The following is a 20,228-nucleotide window of genomic DNA, read 5'->3' as shown; positions in this document are numbered from 1 at the left end:
TTTAAGGAAGTCCTATCAATTTTATCCTTAAATCCTCAAAATCCTGAATTATGTTTTTGCAGGATTTGTATAATTGTTGTGTGCTTCTCGATGTATTAAACCTGCATCAACAAATTTGGTAATATAGCCTTCTGCTGTTTTGTGGGGTATTTTGTTTTTGTCGGCTATATTTAGATAATCTTGTCTTGAAAATTGATGAGGTAACGCATCTAAAAAACGTTCTTTTCGATTGGCTCGTTTTACTTGCTTTTGTTCCATAGGTAAATCGTTAAAAACCTTACTACTATGCTTTACTAACACGCTAATCATTTCCAATGTGTTTTCAAAATCTACATCTTCACAATACCTCACTTGGTTGACATCACCATCTTCCATAATTCGAAATACAGAAAATAACATTATAATTCTAAATGCAATTAAGCCTAAACGCCTTACTGTTGCGATATAATCATCTGGTTGTAAGTTGAGATATTTGGTTTGTAACTTTTCAAAAAACACATTGAATTTTTGTTGTTGCTCTGTTGTTAGCCTTACTTCAATAGCTGGATTGTTTTTTAAGGTTTTGTATAGCTCAAAAAAATCTTTTCCTAATTGGTCATAGTATTCATCTAAACCATTTGCTGTGCCTGTTTGAAAAACGTTTTTCCAAGTTGGTTTGATATTCATATAATAAAACATAAAACGACTAAACAACCCATTTTCAGCATTTGGAACCAATGCTTGAATTTGCTTTGGTGTACCTGACAATACTGTTGACAAACAAGGTCTTTCAATATCTACATATTCTCTATCTGTTCTTCGATAATAACTAATGGTTTCGTGGTGGAATGCTTTACGAAAACCATCGGAATAATTACCGTAATCACTTTTAAAGGCTTGTGCTAAAGTATCACCTTCAGTTTCAAAAATTAACCCTCTACCTTCATTGTCAGATATTAATTGATAAACACCCGTAACGCTATTGTTGGCAGGAATAAACAACATCCTTTCAGGTGGTTTATTTGGTTTTTCCATTGTTTCACTTTTACCCTTATTCATATTATAAGTTGCCATTTCAACTTGATGTTGTTGTTTTAGGATTTTGGATTGTTCACGTTGTTGTTTGTGAACAGGATTTACCAAATTTTTAATTTGGTTTAATCTTCCTTTTCCTGCTGAAGCTGGTGCTGTAACAAATAAATACAAGTTACTAAATACCTTGCGTTGGTCGTACACACCAAACAATTTTGGAAAACAAGCACTAAACGCTGTTAATGCACCCAACAATAAAATATCACGTTCTTCATTACTGCTTGATGGCTGTGTTACTTGTTGTAAAAATGTCGGAATATTGCTGTAAACTGTTGTTGGTATTGTTGGCAGTGGCTGTTTTACTTCTTCTGACTGTTGCAACACTTCAACAACTTGTTGTTGCTGTTGTGGTTTAATACCAACTTGATGTAAATGGTGGTATAATGTTGCTATGCTTATACCGTGTCCTTTTGCCTGTAAGCATTTATTATACTGTTCGTCGCATTCTTTATGGTCGTAGCCAGAATAATTTTTACTTATTCTATGGTAGTAATCACGTCCAGCTTCTCCGTATTCTTCTGAAATAGCAAAACCAATATCACTCCATTTATCATAAGTATCTGTAATATCGATACCTGATTGTCCTAATGCGTTGATATATGTTTCAATATCATTTACAACAACCATCGTAGAGTTGTTGTTGATTGGTTTTTTAGTTACTTCTTTTGGCTCTGGAACAGTTAACCAATCTTTTGGGTTAAATATTTTTGTCATAACTTTTGATGTCTTTTATGTAGGAATGCCAATGGATCGTGGGATAAAAAACACGCTCTGGAAATGTCTTTACCTGATTGGTCAACCTCTATGTTATATGTATGTTTTATATAATTGGCCACCGCAATAAAATATTCATTGTGTGACACTTTGGATAAATCGATTCTAATTATCCATTTTAAGCCTTCTCCTGAAGGTGATGTAAACAGCAATTCGGTTTCGAAATATTCATCGTTTAATAATTGTTGTTTTAGTTCTTCAAGATTTTCTAAATGGTCAAAATCGATTGTCAGTAATGATGAATGCTCAATTAAACTATCATCATTTCGTTTAGAAAACACACCTGAAAATGTTACATAATCAAAATGATTTGCTTTAAATTTTCGTGCTTCTTTTGGGTCTTTAATCGCTCTGAATTGTTCTGTGATACTTTTATACTTATCGCTTGTAATACGCTCAAATATTTGATGTAATCTTACTTTTTGATTTGGAAATACATTTCTAATTGGTGCTTTATAAAAACTGCTGTAAGCATACCAAGTATCATCGGGATCATCTAACCAAGACAATTCATTTTCTTTTTTAACTTCAAGATTTAGATGTAATTCAGTGTTGATTTTAAGTAATAATTCTTCATCATCTACGAGTTTAAAATGATAGGATGCAAAATCAAAAACATCACCTTTAAAATCGGTTAGTTCTGTATCATAATGTATTGCTTTATTTTCAACAACATTAATTTGTAATGTTGATTTACCACCGTTAAAAGGGTTACGGGTTACCCCGCAGTCCCTTCCTTTTAAGGAAAGGACTGTTGTTTCAGAATAATACTGTCTTAATACATACGCATAGATATTTAAACCGTAATGCGTTTTCTTCAAGATATTTTCTCTACTTATTACCATCGCATTTGAAATTTGGGTTATAATAATTGCTCTGTAATAGTTCCTCTATATCAGATACCTTGTAATAAAATTTACCTTGTATCTTGCTATATGGAAGCGTACCATTTGAACGGAATGTTTGTAGTGTGCGTTGGCTAATATGTAGCGTTTGCAATACGTCCTGATTGTCAATCCACGTATCTTTTAAGCACTCTGCTCTCGTTGCTCTTATTAATTCGATACGTGCTTTTATGTCCTTAATCTCTTGTGAGAGTGCCAAGAGTAAATCGATTATTTCAGTCATAACTTTACCTTTCCTTTTTTGATTAGGTAATCGGCAGCTTGCTGTTCGATTTCATCTTGGGAATCCATACGGTTACGTAGTAACCATTGGTCTAACTCCTGACGTTGGAAATAGATTTTTTTTCCATTCGGTTTATAATGTGGAATGGCTCCCGTACTTGTAAGTTTATACAAGTGCGATTGTGATAGTTCTAAATACTTGCAAGTTTCATTGAAGTTCAATACTTGCTTTTGCATTGTTTGTTGCTCTAATAAGAGTTTTTCAATGCGGTCTAACTTTTCGATGATATTTGTGTCCATCGTTTATTTTGTTTTAAATAAATGAGGACATCTGGCCAAATGTCATTCTTGGTTTTCAAGAACAGGACAAAGGTTTAAAATTGGCTTTCCTATTTTAGTAAGAGTGTAAAGCAAGGGTAAGACAACAGTAAGGTTTCTTACTATTCTTACTGTTTTTTATTGCAGTTGTTGGATGATTTTATCTATTTCTTCCTTTTCTTTTGGGTTGTGAACTTTGTTTTTGTGAAGATTATTTGCTCTTAAAGATGTATCTGTTTTAGTTCTAAATTTACCAGAGCGTTCAATTGAAGTAGGATTGAAACTATTAAAAAATGGTTTTAGCTTTTTTACCACGTAACTAAACTGTGTGGTTTCGCATTGAAGATAAATTTGAAAATCTACTACTGTAAAATCTTTAGATAATAATAGTTCTTGAAATTGCTCAACAGTTGAACGATTATCTAACAAATCAATTTTTAGGTTTAATTGCTTTAGTACAGTTAATAAGGTTGAGGTGTCTTTGCTTTTATAACCGAAAGAGGTTTTTGGTTTTGCTGTAACTCTCGGTTCTTTTTTAGTAACTGTTTTTTTTGTGTTCGCTTTTTCTATCTGATTAATATCAAACGTTGTGTCATTAAAATATTTTTCAGCTATTTCTAAAATTGTGAATTTTGAATCTTCTGAAAACTGACCATATTGTTCTTGCAGTTCAGCATATAATCGGATTACAGATACTTTTAAGTAGTTGATGATATAATTGTCGTCAATATTAAAATCTGCTGTTATCGCTCTATTATTTATATAATTTGCGATGTCATTTAAGTACTTATCAAACTTGTTAAGCAGAATAGTAAAACTGTATTTATTTTCTGGAACTGTAGCATTTTCAGGAAATTCCTTTACAAATGATACTACTGTCTTTTCTGTTTCATTAAATATCAGCTTTTGGTAGTATTCTTTTTTAGCATTTAAAGGCTTTTTAAAGTTTACTTTAAAAACCGCATTATTAGCTTTTGGATTCAATTTGAAATCAGACAATAAGTGCTTAAAATCCTTTTCCTTTCTATTATCTCTATGTAGGCCATTGGTTATATAAACTAAACTTGAAAACATACTTCCTTTCATTATAAATCCAGTTGAATACGGTTAGCAGCTTCTTTCTTTTTATCATCAATTACTTTGGCATAAATCTGTGTAGTTCTCAATTCCTTATGACCCAACAACTTTGAAACTGTATAAATATCTGTTCCTAAAGTTAATTGTAAAGTTGCATAGGTATGACGCGCACAATGGAACGTGATATTTTTTGTTATTCCTGCTTTAAGCATCCATTGTTGCAACTTTAAATTTGACCAAGCACTATAATGTAAACCTTGAAAAACTTTTTCTTCAGGTTTACCTTTATCTCCTAACAGTTCTGCCGCTTGGTCTGAAATAGGTAAAGTTTCAACTCCTTTTGTTTTCTTTTGTCTGAAACGAATATAATAGCCCATTTCTTTAGAATGTTGAATTTCTGACCAAATCAGTTTTTCAATATCTGACCAACGTAAACCGGTAAGCGCAGAAAATATAAAAGCACTTTTTAAAAGTGGTAACTCACATTCTGTGTTAACTGCTATTTGTAATTCATCCAAAGTTAAAAACTCTCGTTGAGGTTCACCTTGTTTAAAATACTCAACACCATTTGCTGGGTTTATTCTTAAAATACCATCTTTAACAGCTTGTTTTAATGCTGCATTAAATTTTCCATAATAGGAATATTTAGAGTTTTGAGATAATTTTTTACCTGCTCTTGCCATAGCATCCTTATCTAAATACTCTTTAAACCGTTCTACAAAATCCTTATCAATATCTTGAAAACTTACGTCTGTTGGACAAAAAGTTTTTAGATGTTTTAACATACTGTTCCAATTACCATAGTTACCAGAGCTTGTATTCTTTTTCTCTGCTAATGCTGTTACATAAGTAATAAAACTCCCTTTTAATTTCTCAATATCTTGGAATCCATAAATACCGTTTTGAATTTCAATCTGTCGTTGAGCGCAAATAGTTTCCGCTAATTGTTTGGTTTTCTTGTTAACCTCTCTTTCGGTTTTAGTTTTAGGGTTAGGTGTAAGGTATAAACGCAAATATTCGGTTTTACGTTTGCCTTTATGATAGTAATCTAAATACAAACTTATTTTGTCATTCTTCTTGCGTTGTCTTAATGTTACTTTCATAGGATGCTAATTAAAAAGGTTTTCTATTTGCCATCTGGCTACAATACGTTTTCTTCCGAAAGGAACAGCTTTTAAACGTCCTTGTTGAATCATTCTTTGAATGGTCCATCTACTAACACCAATTAATTGAGAAGCCTCTGTAACGCTTAAAAAATCTTTATTGTTTACAGCATTTGTATTTTGAACCTCAATCACTTCATTCTTTTGCTTCATATCTGCATTAAGAGTTGATTGAATTTTTTCTTTACGCTTTCTGGCCTTATAGGCTTTTTTAGCGCAAGAATTACCACAGTATTTAGTTACTGTTGTACGTGCTGTAAAAGCATTTCCGCAATGCTTACAAGTTTTCGGGATGTATAAATTACTGCTCATAAATGGTGCTTTATGTAGCGTAATGGTGCAACGTGGTGCGTTATGGTGCATCATTTCGCCTTTATTTTTGCCAACAGATTTGGGCAACAAATCCGTATGTTGGGCAACATATATGAAACAAATATAGTTAAAAAAGGGCAATTAGGCAACAAAAAAGAATATGTAAACCATTGAAAAACAAGTAAAAACCAATAAAAAGAAGCTTAATTACTTCCCAATACAGAAGTTTGCGAAGATATTACCCAACAAATCATCATTAGTAATCTCACCTGTAATCTCACCAAAGTGATACAAGGCCTGACGAATATCAATAGCTAACAAGTCACCAGACAAGCCGGTCTCTAAACCGTCTTTCACCTTCTGAACCTCTTCAAAAGCCTTCAATAAAGCATCGTAATGCCGTGAATTCGTTACAATGGTTTCATTATTACGCAACGCTCCGGTATTAATTAAATCGAGTAGTTTATTGGTAAGTTGCTCCACTCCAAAACCAGTCTTTGCCGAAATAGGAATAACCTGAGTAGCATTAGAATCTAAAGCCGTTCTAATAGTGGCCAATTCAGAATCCGTAATCTGGTCAATCTTATTCAAAATAACCAATAACTGCTTTTGTGGAAACTTATTTTTTACCTTTTCAATCTCAATCGTAATGGTTTTAATAGCTTCTTTATCCACAGCCAACTGCGGACTACTCACCAAAAACATCACCACTTGAGCCTGCTCTATCTTTTCAAAGGTTTTCTTTATTCCAATACTTTCAACAACATCTTCAGTCTCACGAATACCTGCCGTATCTATAAACCGAAAACCAATACCTCCAATAGAAATTTCATCTTCAATTGTATCTCTTGTGGTACCTGCGATTTCAGAAACAATCGCACGGTCTTCATTTAATAAAGCATTCAATAAGGTCGACTTTCCTACATTAGGCTCACCAACAATGGCAACAGGAATACCATTCTTAATCACATTACCTACAGCAAACGAATCTATTAAACGTTTCAATACAAAATTAATACGTTCTATTAAGGCCTTAAACTGAGTTCTGTCTGCAAACTCTACATCTTCTTCAGCAAAGTCCAATTCCAATTCTATTAACGAAGCAAAATTCAAAAGCTCTTCACGAAGCTTAGCTATTTCAGAAGAAAAACCACCACGCATTTGCTGCATCGCAATCTGATGCGACGCCTCATTATCACTAGAAATCAAATCGGCAACAGCTTCCGCCTGACTCAAATCGAGTTTACCATTTAAAAAAGCACGCAAGGTAAATTCACCAGCCGTAGCCATCCTACAACCTTCGCGTAAAAACAACTGAATAATTTCTTGTTGAATATAAGATGACCCATGACACGATATCTCTACCACATTCTCACCCGTATAAGAATTAGGGTTCTTAAAAACAGACACCAAAACCTCATCAATAGTACGCTGTGCGTCTATAATATGGCCTAAATGAATGGTATGTGTCGCCTGTTGGTTTAAATCCTTATTAGAAACAGATTTAAAACATTTTGAAGCAATGTTTATGGCCTCCTGTCCAGATAATCGTATAACTGCAATGGCACCACTACCTGAGGGTGTTGCTAAAGCTACAATGGTATCGTTATGCATATTCTAAGTCTTTGTTGCAAAAGTATTGTAAATTATGGGATTCTTTAGACCAACGCTCCTTAAAAGCGTTCACTTATTAGAGACTTTACTTATTTTACGAGTTTTACAACTTTGTTTTTATATTTGTAACACGTTAATTATTCAAAATACTATCATCTAATTTATTATTATGAAAAATCTATTCCTATGCATATTTGCGAGCCTACTAGTAATGGGTTGTAAAGAAGAACCTAAAAGAACTAATTATATTATTAATGGAACTGCAAAAGGGGTTTATAATGGTGTTAGAGTACATCTAAATAGTATAGATGAAAAAGGAAAAGACAGACTCGTTAAAACCCAAATGATTGTAAATGAACAATTCACTTTTGAAGGCGAAATGCAAACACCTTCATTATATAACATTACCGTAAATAGTATTCCTGGAAAGCTTCCTTTTATGTTAGAAAACAGTGAAATAGACATTAATATTAATAAAGGTAGAATACTAAGCTCAGAAATAACAGGTTCTAAATCTCAAAAGAAATTTGAAACCTATAAAACGGGATTAAACAATATTGAAAAGGAAATATTACCTGTAAGAACTGCAATGCGAAACGCAAGATTGCAAAAAAACACAGCAAAACAAGATTCCATTTTAAAACGATTAGAAGTCTTAAACAATAAAAAAACACAATACACCTTAGATTTTATTGATAGTAATAAAGACAATTTTTTTAGTTTATTTATTATTGGCGAAGAACTCAAAAAGCCTAACCTAGATATCGAAAAATATATGGAGGCCTTTAATAATTTATCGTCAACAGTACAAACATCTAGAGACGGAGTCGCTGCCAAGTTAAGATTAGAAAAACTTTACAGAGCTTATACAAAAACTACCTCTTTAGAAATTGGAAAAGTTGCTCCTAATTTTGAAGCACCTAATGCAGATGGCGAAATGGTAGCTTTAAACGATCTTAAAGGCAAAGTAACTATTATAGATTTTTGGGCAGCTTGGTGTGGTCCTTGCCGAAGAGAAAATCCTAATGTTGTTAAAATTTACAATGAATACCATAGTAAAGGATTAGAAATTATTGGAGTCTCTTTAGACGGGTCTCGTGGACAAAAAGATCCTAAAAAAGCATGGTTAGATGCTGTTAAAAAAGATAAATTAACTTGGCCTCAGGTATCTTACTTACAATACTTTAATGATCCTGTTGCACAACTGTATAATATCAATTCTATTCCTGCAACATACGTTTTAGATAAAGACGGAAAAATAGCAGCTAAAAACCTTAGAGGTTATGCCCTAAGACTTAAGGTAGAAGAACTATTACAAAAATAAAATACGGTCTTCTGTTATTTTAATTTACCTGTTTTATAGAGTACAAACAGAATTATAATTGGTATGGCTAATAAACCAACATACCCTAAGTTTGTTTTAAATAAGCTTGGCATTAAGAGTAAAGTCACCACATAACCACCTACAGCACCACCAAAATGGGCATCGTGACCAATGTTACCAATTTTATTTTTCATGCCATAAATGGAATATAATAAATAACCTATACCAAACACATAACCAGGAATAGGGATTGGAATAAAAAACATATACAAACTCATATCTGGTTGTAATAAAATAGCAGAATATAAAATCCCTGTTACAGCACCACTTGCACCAATAGCACTGTACCAATATTCATTTTGATGAAAATACAACGATAGGAGATTTCCAAAAATTAAACTGCCGAAGTAGATAATAATAAAATGAAAATTGCCTAATCCTGCAACCACAGCATCTGCAAAAAAATAAAGCGTAAACATATTAAATAATAAATGCGTGGTATCTGCATGTAAAAATCCAGAGCTCAACATCCTAACATGTTCTCCGCGCTTTATACTGCCAACATTAAACTTGTATTTTTCAAAAAAGCCACGATCATCAAACCCTTTAAAGGATATAATAACGTTGGCTGCAATAATTATAATGGTAACTAAACTTATACCTAAATTGTCCATAAACTCTAATACTATAAATCAAATATAATATATATTTGTGCTTTAATACTAACATACATTAATGCAACTTATTGCTTATATCTTAGTTTACCCTATTCTTTGGCTAATTTCAATTTTACCATTTAGATTACTTTATGGATTCTCTGACGTTATTTACTTTTTTATGTATAACGTTTTTGGCTATAGAAAAACGGTTGTAAAAGACAATTTAAGATTAGTTTTCCCAGAAAAATCAGAAAAAGAAATTTCATCTATAGCTAGTAAATTCTATCACCATTTTTGTGATATGATGGTGGAAGCTATAAAATCATTGACTATTACTGAAGCTCAAATGAATAAACGCTTCAAATTTACCAATGTAGAATTAATCAATGATTTAGAGAAAAAACAACGAAGCATTATTTTAATGTGTGCACATTATGGGAGTTGGGAATGGATTTTTATTTTACAAAAGCATGTAAAACACAAAGGTTATGCCGTCTATAAACGTTTAGCCAATAAGTATTTTGACAAATTAGTTAAACGAATTAGAGCAAAGTATAATTCGCATTTAATTACGACCAAAGAAACTTACAATGTCCTCCTTGAAAGCAAGAAAAAAGGCGAATTAACCATCAATGGTTTTGTATCTGACCAAACTCCTAAAGTGAATAAAGCTTTTCATTGGAATGAATTTATGGGGATTAAAGTTCCGATGTACACTGGTGCAGAAATGTTAGCCAAAAAATTAGATATGGCTGTAGTGTTCTTTAGTGTAAAACGTATTAAACGTGGCTATTACGAAACAACTTTTAAAACCATAACAGAAACTCCTAAAGCATACAAGGATTACGAAATTACAGACCTATTCTTTAAGTTGGTTGAAGAACAAATTTTAGAAGCTCCAGAGTTTTACCTTTGGACGCATAGACGTTGGAAACATAGAGACAAAGTGCCACCTAAATTTCTTTAGGCTATTTTCCTTCTAAAAACAAAGATCTAGCTTACGGCCAATTTTTAGATTATGAACACACTTAGTTCATATATCAAAACCACAAATTATTACATCTCAAACCAAGCATCTACATTAGTTGCTGTACAAGGCTTACCAACTAAAGTTTTATGTACAAACTCATTGTTACATTTAGAATATTCATAATCTTTAGCCCATTCTTTATGATGTTTTGCTAAATCTATGATACTCTCACATACATAATTAATTTCGGCATTCGTTGTTGTTGGGTGAATAGACATCCTTATCCAACCTGGCTTACGTACTAGCTCTCCTATAGAAATTTCATTTGTTAACTCATGTGACATTTGCTGATCTACATGCAATAAAAAATGACCATAAGTACCCGCACAACTACAACCACCACGTGTTTGTATTCCAAATTTATCGTTTAGTAATTTCACCGCTAAATTAAAATGCAAATCATCAATATAAAATGAAATAACACCTAGTCTATCTTTATGCTGACCTGCAAGAATGTTGATATTGGAGACACCTTCAAGCTGCTTAAAAATAATATCAACCAACTCGTGCTCGCGTTTCAACATTTTATCCACTCCCATTTGTTCCTTTAACTTTATAGAAAGTGCTGTTTTTATTACCTGAAGAAAACCGGGTGTTCCACCATCTTCTCTATCTTCTATATTATCTATGTATTTGTGTTCGCCCCAAGGATTGGTCCAACTTACAGTACCACCTCCTGGACAGTCTGGCACCATATTTTTATACAGTTTCTTATTAAAAACCAAAACACCAGAAGTACCTGGACCTCCTAAAAATTTGTGAGGCGAAAAGAAAATAGCATCCAATTGTGCCTCCTTATCTTTAGGGTGCATATCCATATCTACATAAGGCGCAGAACAAGCAAAATCTACAAAACAAACGCCACCATGTTTATGCATTAACCTAGCAACATCATGATGCGGAATCTGAATACCTGTAACATTAGAACCGCCTACTACAGAAGCAATTTTTATGGTACAATCTTTATATTTATGTAATAAGGTTTCTAAATTCTTTAAGCAAAATAAACCTTCGTCATCTGGCGGAACAACTTCAACCTTAGCCATCGTTTCTAACCAGGTCGTTTGGTTAGAATGATGTTCCATATGCGAAACAAAAACAACAGGGCGCATTTCCTCTGGAATAGAAGTAAATTCCTTTAAATTCTCAGGAACTTTTAAACCTAAAATACGCTGAAACTTATTAATAACACCTGTCATACCGTTTCCTGAGCAGATTAAAATATCATCATCATTAGCATTGACGTGATCCTTAATAATATGCTTAGCTTTATGATACGCTTTGGTCATTGCTGTACCAGAAACTGTAGTCTCCGTATGTGTATTGGCTACAAAAGGCCCAAACTCATTACTAATTTTCTCTTCTATGGGTCTGTATAAACGTCCCGAAGCTGTCCAATCGGTATAAATGATTCTTTGTTCTCCATAAGGGGATTCAAAGCGTTGATCCTGACCAATGATATGTTGTCTAAATTGATTAAAATAGGCTTCCAATTCAGTTACCTCTGTAGAATTCGTTTCTAAAATCATCCTTCTGTCATTTTACAAATTAAGACAATGACTATTAACGCATGTCTTAATATACTTTTATTTACTTGAGACTCTTAGTTATTTACAGCTTCTTAATATTAAAATTAAATATTAGCAATCGCTTTTATTTCTTCAATAAAACGATCTGCTAAAGTATCTGCTGCTGCTTGTGATGGTGCTTCGGTATAAATTCTAATAATTGGCTCTGTGTTACTCTTACGTAAATGTACCCAACTATCCGCGAAATCAATTTTTACACCATCAATAGTCGTTAATTTTTCATGGCTATAATTAGATTCCATAGCGTTTAAAATGCCATCAACATCCAATCCTGGAGTTAATTGAATCTTCTTCTTACTCATAAAATAGTTTGGGTAAGAAGCTCTAAGCTCACTAACTTTCATTTGCTTTTCAGCTAATAAGCTTAAAAATAATGCCACACCAACCAAAGCGTCACGTCCGTAATGAGAATCTGGATAAATAATGCCGCCATTTCCTTCACCACCAATAACTACATTGTTTTTCTTCATCAAAGTAACAACGTTTACTTCTCCTACTGCACTCGCTTCATAAGTTCCTCCATGTTTTTCGGTAACATCACGTAAAGCACGTGTAGAACTCATATTACTCACTGTGTTTCCTGGCGTTTTACTCAATACGTAATCGGCACAAGCTACTAAAGTGTATTCTTCACCAAACATCTCTCCTGTTTCATCCATAAAGGCTAAACGATCAACGTCTGGATCTACCACGATTCCGAAATCTGCATGCTCTTTTACAACCGCTTTTGCTAAATCACCTAAGTGCTCTTTTAAAGGTTCTGGATTATGTGGAAAATGACCTGTTGGATCACAATATAATTTTACAGGCTCTACACCTAAACGTTCTAATAATAAAGGAATAGCAATACCTCCTGTAGAATTCACACCATCTACAACCACTTTAAAATTGGCCTCTTTTATAGCTTTTACATTCACTAAGTCAAGATCTAAGACCTCATCAATATGAATATCAATATACGCATCGTTAATTGTTATTTTCCCTAAATCATCAACCTCAGCAAAATTCATAGCGTTAGAATCTGCAATCTCTAAGATTTTCTGTCCTTCTGCTCCATTTAAAAACTCACCTTTAGCATTTAAAAGCTTTAAGGCGTTCCATTGCTTAGGATTATGACTTGCGGTTAATATAATACCACCATCTGCATGTTCTAATGGCACAGCGATTTCTACTGTTGGTGTTGTAGACAACCCTAAATCAATAACATGAATTCCAAGACCAACTAAAGTATTCATTACCAAATTCTGAATCATTTCACCAGAAATACGAGCATCTCTACCCACAACAACTACATAGTTGTCTTTATTACGCTGTTGCTTCAACCAAGTCCCGTAAGCAGCTGCAAATTTAACCGCATCTATAGGTGTTAAGTTTTCGTCTACTGGTCCTCCTATAGTCCCTCTAATTCCTGATATTGATTTTATTAAAGTCATGTATACATCTATTTTTAGCAAATATAAATAGATATACCGTTTTTAACTATTTTGTTATTATGAATTTGTAAATTCGATGCATGAATTTTCTCGCCCATATTTATCTTTCAGGAGACAACGAACTCATTACTATCGGAAACTTTGTTAGCGATGGTGTAAGAGGTAATAAATACAAATTATACCCTACAGAAATTCAAGCAGGCATTAAATTACATCGCCATATTGATACTTTTACTGACGCGCATCCTCTTTTTAGACAATGCACCAAACGCTTACATAAAGGTTATGGTCATTACAGCGGTGTCATTGTAGACATCTTTTTTGATCATTTTTTAGCCAAAAACTGGAAGACTTATTCAAACATTCCGCTTGCGGATTATATTGATAATTTTTATAAAAGTCTTGAAGCGCATATTGAACTCTTACCTCCGCGATTTAAAAAGCTCACTCCAATTATGATTGAAGATAATTGGTTACTCAGTTATGCCACAATTGAAGGCATACAAATTGTTTTAAATGGCATGAATCACAGAACAAAAGGGCTTTCTAAAATGAACAAAGCTACCAAAGAACTTAAAGCACATTACGATGCTTTTGAAACCGATTTTACCTTGTTTTTTGAAGACCTTAAAACATATAGTAACACCAAGCGTATAGAGATTGAAAAGCAATTTAACATAAAACAGATTTAAGCATTACTATCTAATCTTATTAATTCTTGAAGTTTAACACGACTTATTATGGCAAAACAATCCAAATTAAAAAAAGCACTAAAAATCATAGGTGGAGTTATCGTATTCTTCACTTTACCTTCACTATTACTTTTTGGGTTTATATATTTCAAATACAATGAAGACTTACCAAAAGGGCAACCAGGTGCTAAAGCAGACCAACTAGCCACTAAAATGCTTGATGCCTTAGATGAAGCAGCCTATTTAAATACCGACTATTTAGAGTGGACCTTTAGAGGTAAACAACACTACAAATGGTATAAGTCTGATCATACCTGCGAAGTATACTGGGACAGTTTTACAGTACTTTTAGACTTTGAAAATCCTAATAATTCTAAAGTTTTTGTTTTAGAACAAGAATACAATGGCATAGAGAAACAAGACTATATTACTAAAGCTGAAAACTATTTTAATAACGATTCGTTTTGGTTGGTTGCTCCCTACAAAGTATTTGATAAAGGCACGGAACGCAGATTGGTAAAAACAGAAGACCAAAAAGACGCCCTTTTAGTAACCTATACTTCTGGAGGCTCTACGCCAGGCGATTCATATTTATGGCATTTAGATGCTAATGGTAAACCAACAAGCTTTCAAATGTGGGTGGATATATTGCCTATTGATGGCTTAGAGGCCACATGGGAAAATTGGGTCACTACAGAAACAGGAGCGGAATTACCCACATTCCATAAATTGTTATTTCTTGGGATAGAAATAAGTGATGTGAAAGGGTTTAGCTTGTAAGTTAGTTGCTAAGTTACAGATTACAACGCAGTAAAGAGACTGTTTTGTGATCCTAAAAACAAAGCAATACCTCAGCTTCTCATTACATCACATCTCATCTTCTAGTTGATTATTTTAATAATCTACTCAATTCAAAAATACCTAGTACTAGGTATTTTTGAATTGAGTATCATTCATTAATTTTTCAATCATTATTAATCAACTATTTTACCATGAAAAATTTTATCCGCTTTTTTTTATTACTCAGTTTAATTACAGTAGTGTTTTCTTGTTCTGATGATGAGACAACAGATACTGTTAACCCAAATAATTCCATTATAGAATATGTAAATGCACCTAATTCTGAAGGTCAATTATTATCAGAAATCTATATCGATAGTGATAATGCCACGACCTATGTTTATGGAAATACAGATGCATCTGGCAACCCTTCGCAGGTTAAAAGCTTCGCCTACAGAATTGCAAATTCAAACAAAACAGAGTTTATTATTTTAGATACCAATCAAAGAGTTTCACTGCTTTACTCTGAAACTAATGGGATTAAAGATAACATCATACACCGTTTTGAATATCCTGAAGACGGCTTAGTAAACTATATTGTTTATGATCGCGATTGGACGTCGATGGAAGATACAGTAGTTAATTTTTCAACTGTCGAAGTTGATGGAGAAGATTTTACAGGTTATAATCTTTTAAGAGGTACAAATACTATAGAATGGACTGCTCTTAGTGGTTGGCTAGGTGTTAGTGCCGGAGTTGCTGGCGCTGCAATATTAGTAGTTACGGCTCCTACAGCTTTTGCAGGAGTTCTGGCTGCTGTTATATTTGCTGGAGCCGCTTCCGCATCAGAACCACCTGTTGATGTTACCAATCCTGATGCGCCAAATACTCCTGATACAACACTAATTGAAAATCAATGTAATGATGCTAACCTAGAAGTTATTATTGGTATAGATCCAGGTAATCTTTTGGTTGCTATTGTTAATGGAGAGACTGAAGATTATGATTTTTATTGGTCTACAGGAGAAACCGATACAGGTATAATAAGTGATTCTATTATTGCCCCAGAAGAAGGCAATTACTACCTAATGGTTGTAGATAACAATGGCTGTGTTGCTTTTGCATCTGCAACAATAGGCGAAGTTGAACCAGTAAATGCAGAGCTATTAATTGGTACTTGGCATTTAGTCGGTGAAACAGAAAATGGAGAAAATACTTTTAGTATTGACGATTGTAATATTATTGTACAATTTAATGCATCACAATTAATTTCTACAGAATATTATGGAGAATTCTGTGAAAATGCTGATGAATCTACTAGTAATTACGAAATAAACGACAATACAATTATTGAAACTGCCGAAGGTGAATCTTCAATAATTACAGTATTAGAATTAACACCTAACAAGATAGTCTTAGAAGAAGTCGATGGCGACTACGTATATGTTGAGACATATATTAATATTTTTAGTTCTTGGACAATCACTGAAAACTCTGACTGTGTTTCTACTAATGGTAACACATCTACAGATAATGGAACTGGACCTCTTACATTAAATGACGATTATACAGTAACTCAAGAAGATGATGCTAATGGTAATTATATTACTAATAATTTCACTTTTGAGAATAACGTTTTAACTATAACTGCTGTATATCAAGATTTTTTCTCTCTACCTTGTGGTGGTGTTGATTTTAAAATAGCTAATTATTCTTCTCAATTGACTTATAATTTGGAAACAGATACATTTACAGGAACAAGTGAAAGTAGCCAAGAAGAAGTAACGGGACCTGGTTGTGTTGAATTAGGAAATAATTGTAGCGGCACTGTTACATTGACACGTTAAATAAAATAAACCATAAAACTTCAAAAAAACCCCTTTCAGTTTGAAAGGGGTTTTTAATTAATCTTGAGCAGTACCAAACTGTTTTTATAAAATAGAAATCGGAAGAGCGCTAATAAGAACTAAACTTCAAAAAGCACTCACCCAATACTGCAATCCAAAAAACTACTTACTCCTCTGCCCTACAAACTGCTGACTCTTCAACTTAAACAACACATTAAAACTTGTTAAACTTCCATAACTTCTTGTGATGTATTGTTGTAAATCTATCTTTTCTTGTTCTTCAAGATTACTTGAGTTAATTTTCTGTTCCATAACACGCAAGCGATCACGAACCATAGTAATCTTATGAAAGAATGTATCTATAGGTATTTCACTCGACTTTAAGTTTGTATCTCCAGGTTGCATAATTAGCTTCCCTCCTTTCCACTTATCTGCAATGGCAACTACTTCAGACACATCAGACCATTTTTTTAATATGGATATTAAACTGCGTTCAACCTCATAAAAACTAACCGTATCTACATCGTCTTCTGCAGCTTCTATGACGTCAAATTCAGAGTCTAAATCTATAGTTTCTAATCCGTTATCAATAAAAGTTACCCAATAGTGTTTTGAAGTGACATTGGTAACAACTCCTTTTCCAAATTCTGCGTGGTTTATTCTCGATCCTATTCCTAATAATTTCATCGTGTTTTTTTATATGCTTTAGGGTTATTTAAAAAACTAAAATAATAAAAAAATTATCTGAATTTAGAATGTATTTGCAAATGTTAAGAATTATTAAAAGTTATAAATTCGATGAAAAAATCTTATTATTTTTACTACAAACACAATTTAAAACCAATTCACTATGAAAAAAGTAATTTTTACACTTTTATGCTTCGCTTTCGTTTTAACAGCTTCTGCTAATAACACACCAAAAGAAGGAGATATATTAACCGTAAAAACGCCAACAGCGCAAGGCTTTAATCACGTTGATTTTCCTAAAGCGAATATTTTGATAAAACGAGGTGTTGTAACAAATTATAAGTCAGTAAATAATGAAACCGTTGTTATTGATAAAATAGAAACTGAAGCTAACGGTTCTACAACCGTAACACTTAAGAAAAGAGACGGTTCAAAATTCTTTGGATTTTTAAATACCGTTAAAGCCAATTACACAAAAGCTATAAATTCTGGCGAACTTGTTTTAACTAAATAACAAGACACCCTTAATTAATGGATATAAAAAAACTTAGTCTGTAATTTAGACTAAGTTTTTTTATGTTTTTATTTTACAATTGACCACAGGTTAATAAGGGCTATTTTACAACACAACCTACTTCTTCTTTCGCTTAGATTTGTCCTCACTAAGTTTTACATAAATTAACTTTGAACGCCCTCTAGAATCTTCACGACGTTCAATTTCAAATGCAGGAATTGAATTTATTAAAGGCGTTAGTTTCTGAAACCCATAATTACGAGAATCAAAGTTAGGCTGTTTCTTTTGCAGCAAACTTCCTACATCTCCTAAGAACGCCCAGCCATCATCATCGGCAACATCATCTATGGTAGACGCAATAAAATTAATCTCTTTTTGAGTGATAGTATCGTAGTCATTTTTTGGGGCTGTTGGTGCTGTACTAGATTCTGAAGGTCGTTCTTCACGTTGATTTTTAAGAATCTCGATATAGATAAACTTATCACAAGCCACAATAAATGGGTTTGGTGTTTTCTTTTCACCTATACCATAAACAGCCATACCAGCTTCGCGCAAACGCGTTGCTAAGCGTGTAAAATCACTATCGCTAGAAACCAAACAAAAGCCATCTACCTTTTCAGAGTACAATATATCCATGGCGTCAATAATCATAGCTGAATCTGTAGCGTTTTTACCTGTAGTGTAACCATATTGTTGTATTGGTGTAATGGCATTTTCTAACAACAAGTTTTTCCATTTGTTTAAGTTAGGTTTGGTCCAATCACCATAAATACGTTTTATAGTGGGATTGCCATATTTAGCCACCTCTTCCATCATTTCTTTTATATAAGCAGACGGAATGTTATCTCCATCTATTAATACTGCTAGTTTTATATCCATTGGTATTTCATGTATTTTCTATTGGTATAAAGATAACCGCTTTACAGCAAAAAACCACTCGTATTGAAGTGGTTTTTTATGATTGTCTATTAATAACTTTAGGTGTGCTTAGCCTTTTATCCAATTTTGCTACTTTCTTTTAATCTTCTGATTTTACTATTAATAAAATATCACGTTCAATTAGAGTTAAAATTAGAAGCTTCAACAATAACTCTCACCTCTCTTACATATCAAAAAGTGGTGATTTACATAAGCTAACAAAATGGCCTTAGAGCCACATTAAATTAGATGCATTTTGAGGCCTACCAAAACCCGAACTAATTATATAAATAAGAAGTCGTCATCGTCCTTTGAAAAATAACGTGTTAACACACGTCTCGCATCAATATCGTTACGATTTATATCGTTTTTGAGCCGTTTAGGCTTAGACTTTAATAGTCTATTTCTTAGGTCTTGTAGTGCTTTCATAAAACAGGTCATTTGGTATAATCAAAGATACGAAACTAAAAGCATTTTTGGATCACAATTAGAGACATAAAACATCTAAACATCAAAGATTTAGCAGTAATTTAACAATGTGATATAATTGAGTTAAACTTAATGATTTTTTTGTTAAATCCTAAAGGCAATAACACCCTAAAACGCACCACTAATCTAATTCATAACTCACTCTTAATACTGATTAAAAAGACACATAACATTCAATAATACCAACATCATTAAGTTTAAGATTTAGATGTTCTATTACGACTGCTTGTTTTATGCATTTATATTTAGTCCACTTGAAGAGGTATTGGCTATTTTTTTCATTAAATTTAAAGCAACGAAATAACGAACCTAAGATGAGTTTTATAAAAAAAATAGGGCCTTTGAACCTCTTTATGCTAGCTTTATGTGCTTTAATTATAGTGGTTGCCGAATATTTATTCTTAAGAGGAGATGAGCTTCATGCTATATTTGTAGGGCTTTGGGCACCAACAATACTTGGATTAGTAATCTTTATAAAACAGATTTTGAATGGAGGCCAATGAAATAATTTTTTCGTTTTCGATATTTGTATCCATTTGTGTAATCGTTTGGGCTGTTTTAGTAATTCGCGCTTACAACAAAATAGATAGAAACGACTAATACGCTAATGATAAATTTAAGGAACGTCCTTACAATATCAAACCTAAAACAAAGCCTTTCTGATGCCCTCAACTTGGTAAGCCCTATGAGTGGTATTTTGTAAGTGTATTATAAGCCTCGTTGTTATCAATACTTATAATGTTATGCTGAGGCAATAAAAGCCATAAATAAAACTAAAACTTTTTAAACATTTGAACTGCTAAAACAAAA

21 protein-coding genes are annotated in these 20,228 nt (G+C 33.0%); 7 read left to right on the top strand and 14 right to left on the bottom strand.

Going from position 1 to position 20,228, the window contains the following annotated elements:
• Nucleotides 1–48 precede the first annotated feature (48 nt).
• The 8 genes from VDP25_RS14435 to mnmE all read right to left on the bottom strand — a co-directional run bounded on the left by VDP25_RS14435 (nucleotide 49) and on the right by mnmE (nucleotide 7,456).
• Nucleotides 49–1,785, bottom strand: coding sequence for a DUF3987 domain-containing protein (locus VDP25_RS14435; RefSeq protein ID WP_334470961.1), 1,737 nt, complete (start codon nucleotides 1,783–1,785; stop codon nucleotides 49–51).
• Nucleotides 1,782–2,666: a BT4734/BF3469 family protein gene (locus tag VDP25_RS14430; protein ID WP_334470959.1), complete on the bottom strand. Its 885-nt coding sequence runs from the start codon at nucleotides 2,664–2,666 to the stop codon at nucleotides 1,782–1,784. Before VDP25_RS14430 ends, VDP25_RS14435 begins: the two co-directional genes overlap by 4 nt.
• Nucleotides 2,667–2,676: 10 nt before the next feature.
• Entirely contained in the window at nucleotides 2,677–2,973 is a 297-nt protein-coding gene (locus tag VDP25_RS14425; RefSeq protein ID WP_092468846.1) for a helix-turn-helix domain-containing protein, read from the bottom strand.
• Nucleotides 2,970–3,272, bottom strand: a complete 303-nt coding sequence (locus VDP25_RS14420) for a helix-turn-helix domain-containing protein (protein ID WP_092468844.1) — start codon at nucleotides 3,270–3,272, stop codon at nucleotides 2,970–2,972. The genes VDP25_RS14425 and VDP25_RS14420 overlap by 4 nt, the downstream gene beginning before the upstream one ends.
• A 156-nt stretch (nucleotides 3,273–3,428) precedes the next feature.
• A complete protein-coding gene (locus VDP25_RS14415; RefSeq protein ID WP_334470956.1) occupies nucleotides 3,429–4,376 on the bottom strand; it encodes a DUF6617 family protein in 948 nt (315 codons plus the stop codon).
• Nucleotides 4,376–5,470: a site-specific integrase gene (locus VDP25_RS14410; RefSeq protein ID WP_092468840.1), complete on the bottom strand. Its 1,095-nt coding sequence runs from the start codon at nucleotides 5,468–5,470 to the stop codon at nucleotides 4,376–4,378. Before VDP25_RS14410 ends, VDP25_RS14415 begins: the two co-directional genes overlap by 1 nt.
• A 6-nt stretch (nucleotides 5,471–5,476) precedes the next feature.
• Nucleotides 5,477–5,896, bottom strand: a complete 420-nt coding sequence (locus VDP25_RS14405; protein WP_245710254.1) for a helix-turn-helix domain-containing protein — start codon at nucleotides 5,894–5,896, stop codon at nucleotides 5,477–5,479.
• A gap of 153 nt (nucleotides 5,897–6,049) precedes the next feature.
• Nucleotides 6,050–7,456, bottom strand: coding sequence for a tRNA uridine-5-carboxymethylaminomethyl(34) synthesis GTPase MnmE (gene mnmE, locus VDP25_RS14400; protein ID WP_334470949.1), 1,407 nt, complete (start codon nucleotides 7,454–7,456; stop codon nucleotides 6,050–6,052).
• A gap of 211 nt (nucleotides 7,457–7,667) precedes the next feature.
• Here mnmE and VDP25_RS14395 point away from each other — a divergent pair, with 211 nt between their 5' ends.
• On the top strand, nucleotides 7,668–8,780 hold the full coding sequence (locus VDP25_RS14395; protein ID WP_334470947.1) for a TlpA disulfide reductase family protein: 1,113 nt from the start codon (nucleotides 7,668–7,670) through the stop codon (nucleotides 8,778–8,780).
• A 14-nt stretch (nucleotides 8,781–8,794) separates the two neighbouring features.
• On the opposite strand, the gene VDP25_RS14390 is transcribed toward VDP25_RS14395, so the two are convergent.
• Nucleotides 8,795–9,454 carry a rhomboid family intramembrane serine protease gene (locus VDP25_RS14390; protein ID WP_215924636.1) on the bottom strand — a complete coding sequence of 220 codons (660 nt, stop codon included), beginning with the start codon at nucleotides 9,452–9,454 and terminating at the stop codon, nucleotides 8,795–8,797.
• Between the two features lie 61 nt (nucleotides 9,455–9,515).
• Here VDP25_RS14390 and VDP25_RS14385 point away from each other — a divergent pair, with 61 nt between their 5' ends.
• The gene (locus VDP25_RS14385; RefSeq protein WP_334470945.1) at nucleotides 9,516–10,406 is read left to right on the top strand and encodes a lysophospholipid acyltransferase family protein; all 891 of its coding nucleotides are present in this window, start codon (nucleotides 9,516–9,518) and stop codon (nucleotides 10,404–10,406) included.
• A gap of 89 nt (nucleotides 10,407–10,495) precedes the next feature.
• Here the strand turns inward: VDP25_RS14385 and VDP25_RS14380 are convergent, their stop codons facing one another.
• Both VDP25_RS14380 and glmM read right to left on the bottom strand, forming a co-directional pair.
• Entirely contained in the window at nucleotides 10,496–11,998 is a 1,503-nt protein-coding gene (locus tag VDP25_RS14380; protein WP_334470943.1) for an aminotransferase class V-fold PLP-dependent enzyme, read from the bottom strand.
• 104 nt (nucleotides 11,999–12,102) lie between these two features.
• Entirely contained in the window at nucleotides 12,103–13,491 is a 1,389-nt protein-coding gene (gene glmM / locus VDP25_RS14375) for a phosphoglucosamine mutase (protein WP_334470941.1), read from the bottom strand.
• A gap of 80 nt (nucleotides 13,492–13,571) precedes the next feature.
• On the opposite strand from glmM, the gene VDP25_RS14370 reads away from it, so the two are divergent.
• From VDP25_RS14370 to VDP25_RS14360, 3 genes are all read left to right on the top strand, one after another.
• A complete protein-coding gene (locus tag VDP25_RS14370; protein ID WP_334470939.1) occupies nucleotides 13,572–14,183 on the top strand; it encodes an acyl carrier protein phosphodiesterase in 612 nt (203 codons plus the stop codon).
• Nucleotides 14,184–14,231: 48 nt separating this feature from the next.
• Nucleotides 14,232–14,963 (top strand): hypothetical protein, encoded by a 732-nt coding sequence (locus tag VDP25_RS14365; RefSeq protein ID WP_334470937.1) that lies wholly within the window; start codon nucleotides 14,232–14,234, stop codon nucleotides 14,961–14,963.
• 212 nt (nucleotides 14,964–15,175) lie between these two features.
• Nucleotides 15,176–16,810 carry a lipocalin family protein gene (locus VDP25_RS14360; RefSeq protein WP_334470935.1) on the top strand — a complete coding sequence of 545 codons (1,635 nt, stop codon included), beginning with the start codon at nucleotides 15,176–15,178 and terminating at the stop codon, nucleotides 16,808–16,810.
• A gap of 162 nt (nucleotides 16,811–16,972) precedes the next feature.
• Here VDP25_RS14360 and VDP25_RS14355 read toward each other — a convergent pair whose 3' ends face one another.
• On the bottom strand, nucleotides 16,973–17,497 hold the full coding sequence (locus tag VDP25_RS14355; RefSeq protein WP_334470933.1) for a hypothetical protein: 525 nt from the start codon (nucleotides 17,495–17,497) through the stop codon (nucleotides 16,973–16,975).
• A 163-nt stretch (nucleotides 17,498–17,660) separates the two neighbouring features.
• Here VDP25_RS14355 and VDP25_RS14350 point away from each other — a divergent pair, with 163 nt between their 5' ends.
• Entirely contained in the window at nucleotides 17,661–18,011 is a 351-nt protein-coding gene (locus VDP25_RS14350) for a hypothetical protein (protein ID WP_334470931.1), read from the top strand.
• Nucleotides 18,012–18,128: 117 nt separating this feature from the next.
• On the opposite strand, the gene VDP25_RS14345 is transcribed toward VDP25_RS14350, so the two are convergent.
• Nucleotides 18,129–18,890: an NYN domain-containing protein gene (locus tag VDP25_RS14345; protein ID WP_334470929.1), complete on the bottom strand. Its 762-nt coding sequence runs from the start codon at nucleotides 18,888–18,890 to the stop codon at nucleotides 18,129–18,131.
• Between the two features lie 321 nt (nucleotides 18,891–19,211).
• On the bottom strand, nucleotides 19,212–19,358 hold the full coding sequence (locus VDP25_RS14340) for a hypothetical protein (RefSeq protein ID WP_215924646.1): 147 nt from the start codon (nucleotides 19,356–19,358) through the stop codon (nucleotides 19,212–19,214).
• Between the two features lie 374 nt (nucleotides 19,359–19,732).
• On the opposite strand from VDP25_RS14340, the gene VDP25_RS14335 reads away from it, so the two are divergent.
• Nucleotides 19,733–19,921: a hypothetical protein gene (locus VDP25_RS14335; protein ID WP_215924647.1), complete on the top strand. Its 189-nt coding sequence runs from the start codon at nucleotides 19,733–19,735 to the stop codon at nucleotides 19,919–19,921.
• The last annotated feature ends 307 nt before the right edge of the window (nucleotides 19,922–20,228 follow it).

The sequence above is a fragment of the Winogradskyella sp. ECml5-4 genome, assembly GCF_036903175.1.
In the GTDB taxonomy this organism is placed as follows: Bacteria; Bacteroidota; Bacteroidia; order Flavobacteriales; family Flavobacteriaceae; genus Winogradskyella; species Winogradskyella damuponensis.
This window is presented reverse-complemented; position numbering and strand designations above follow the sequence as displayed.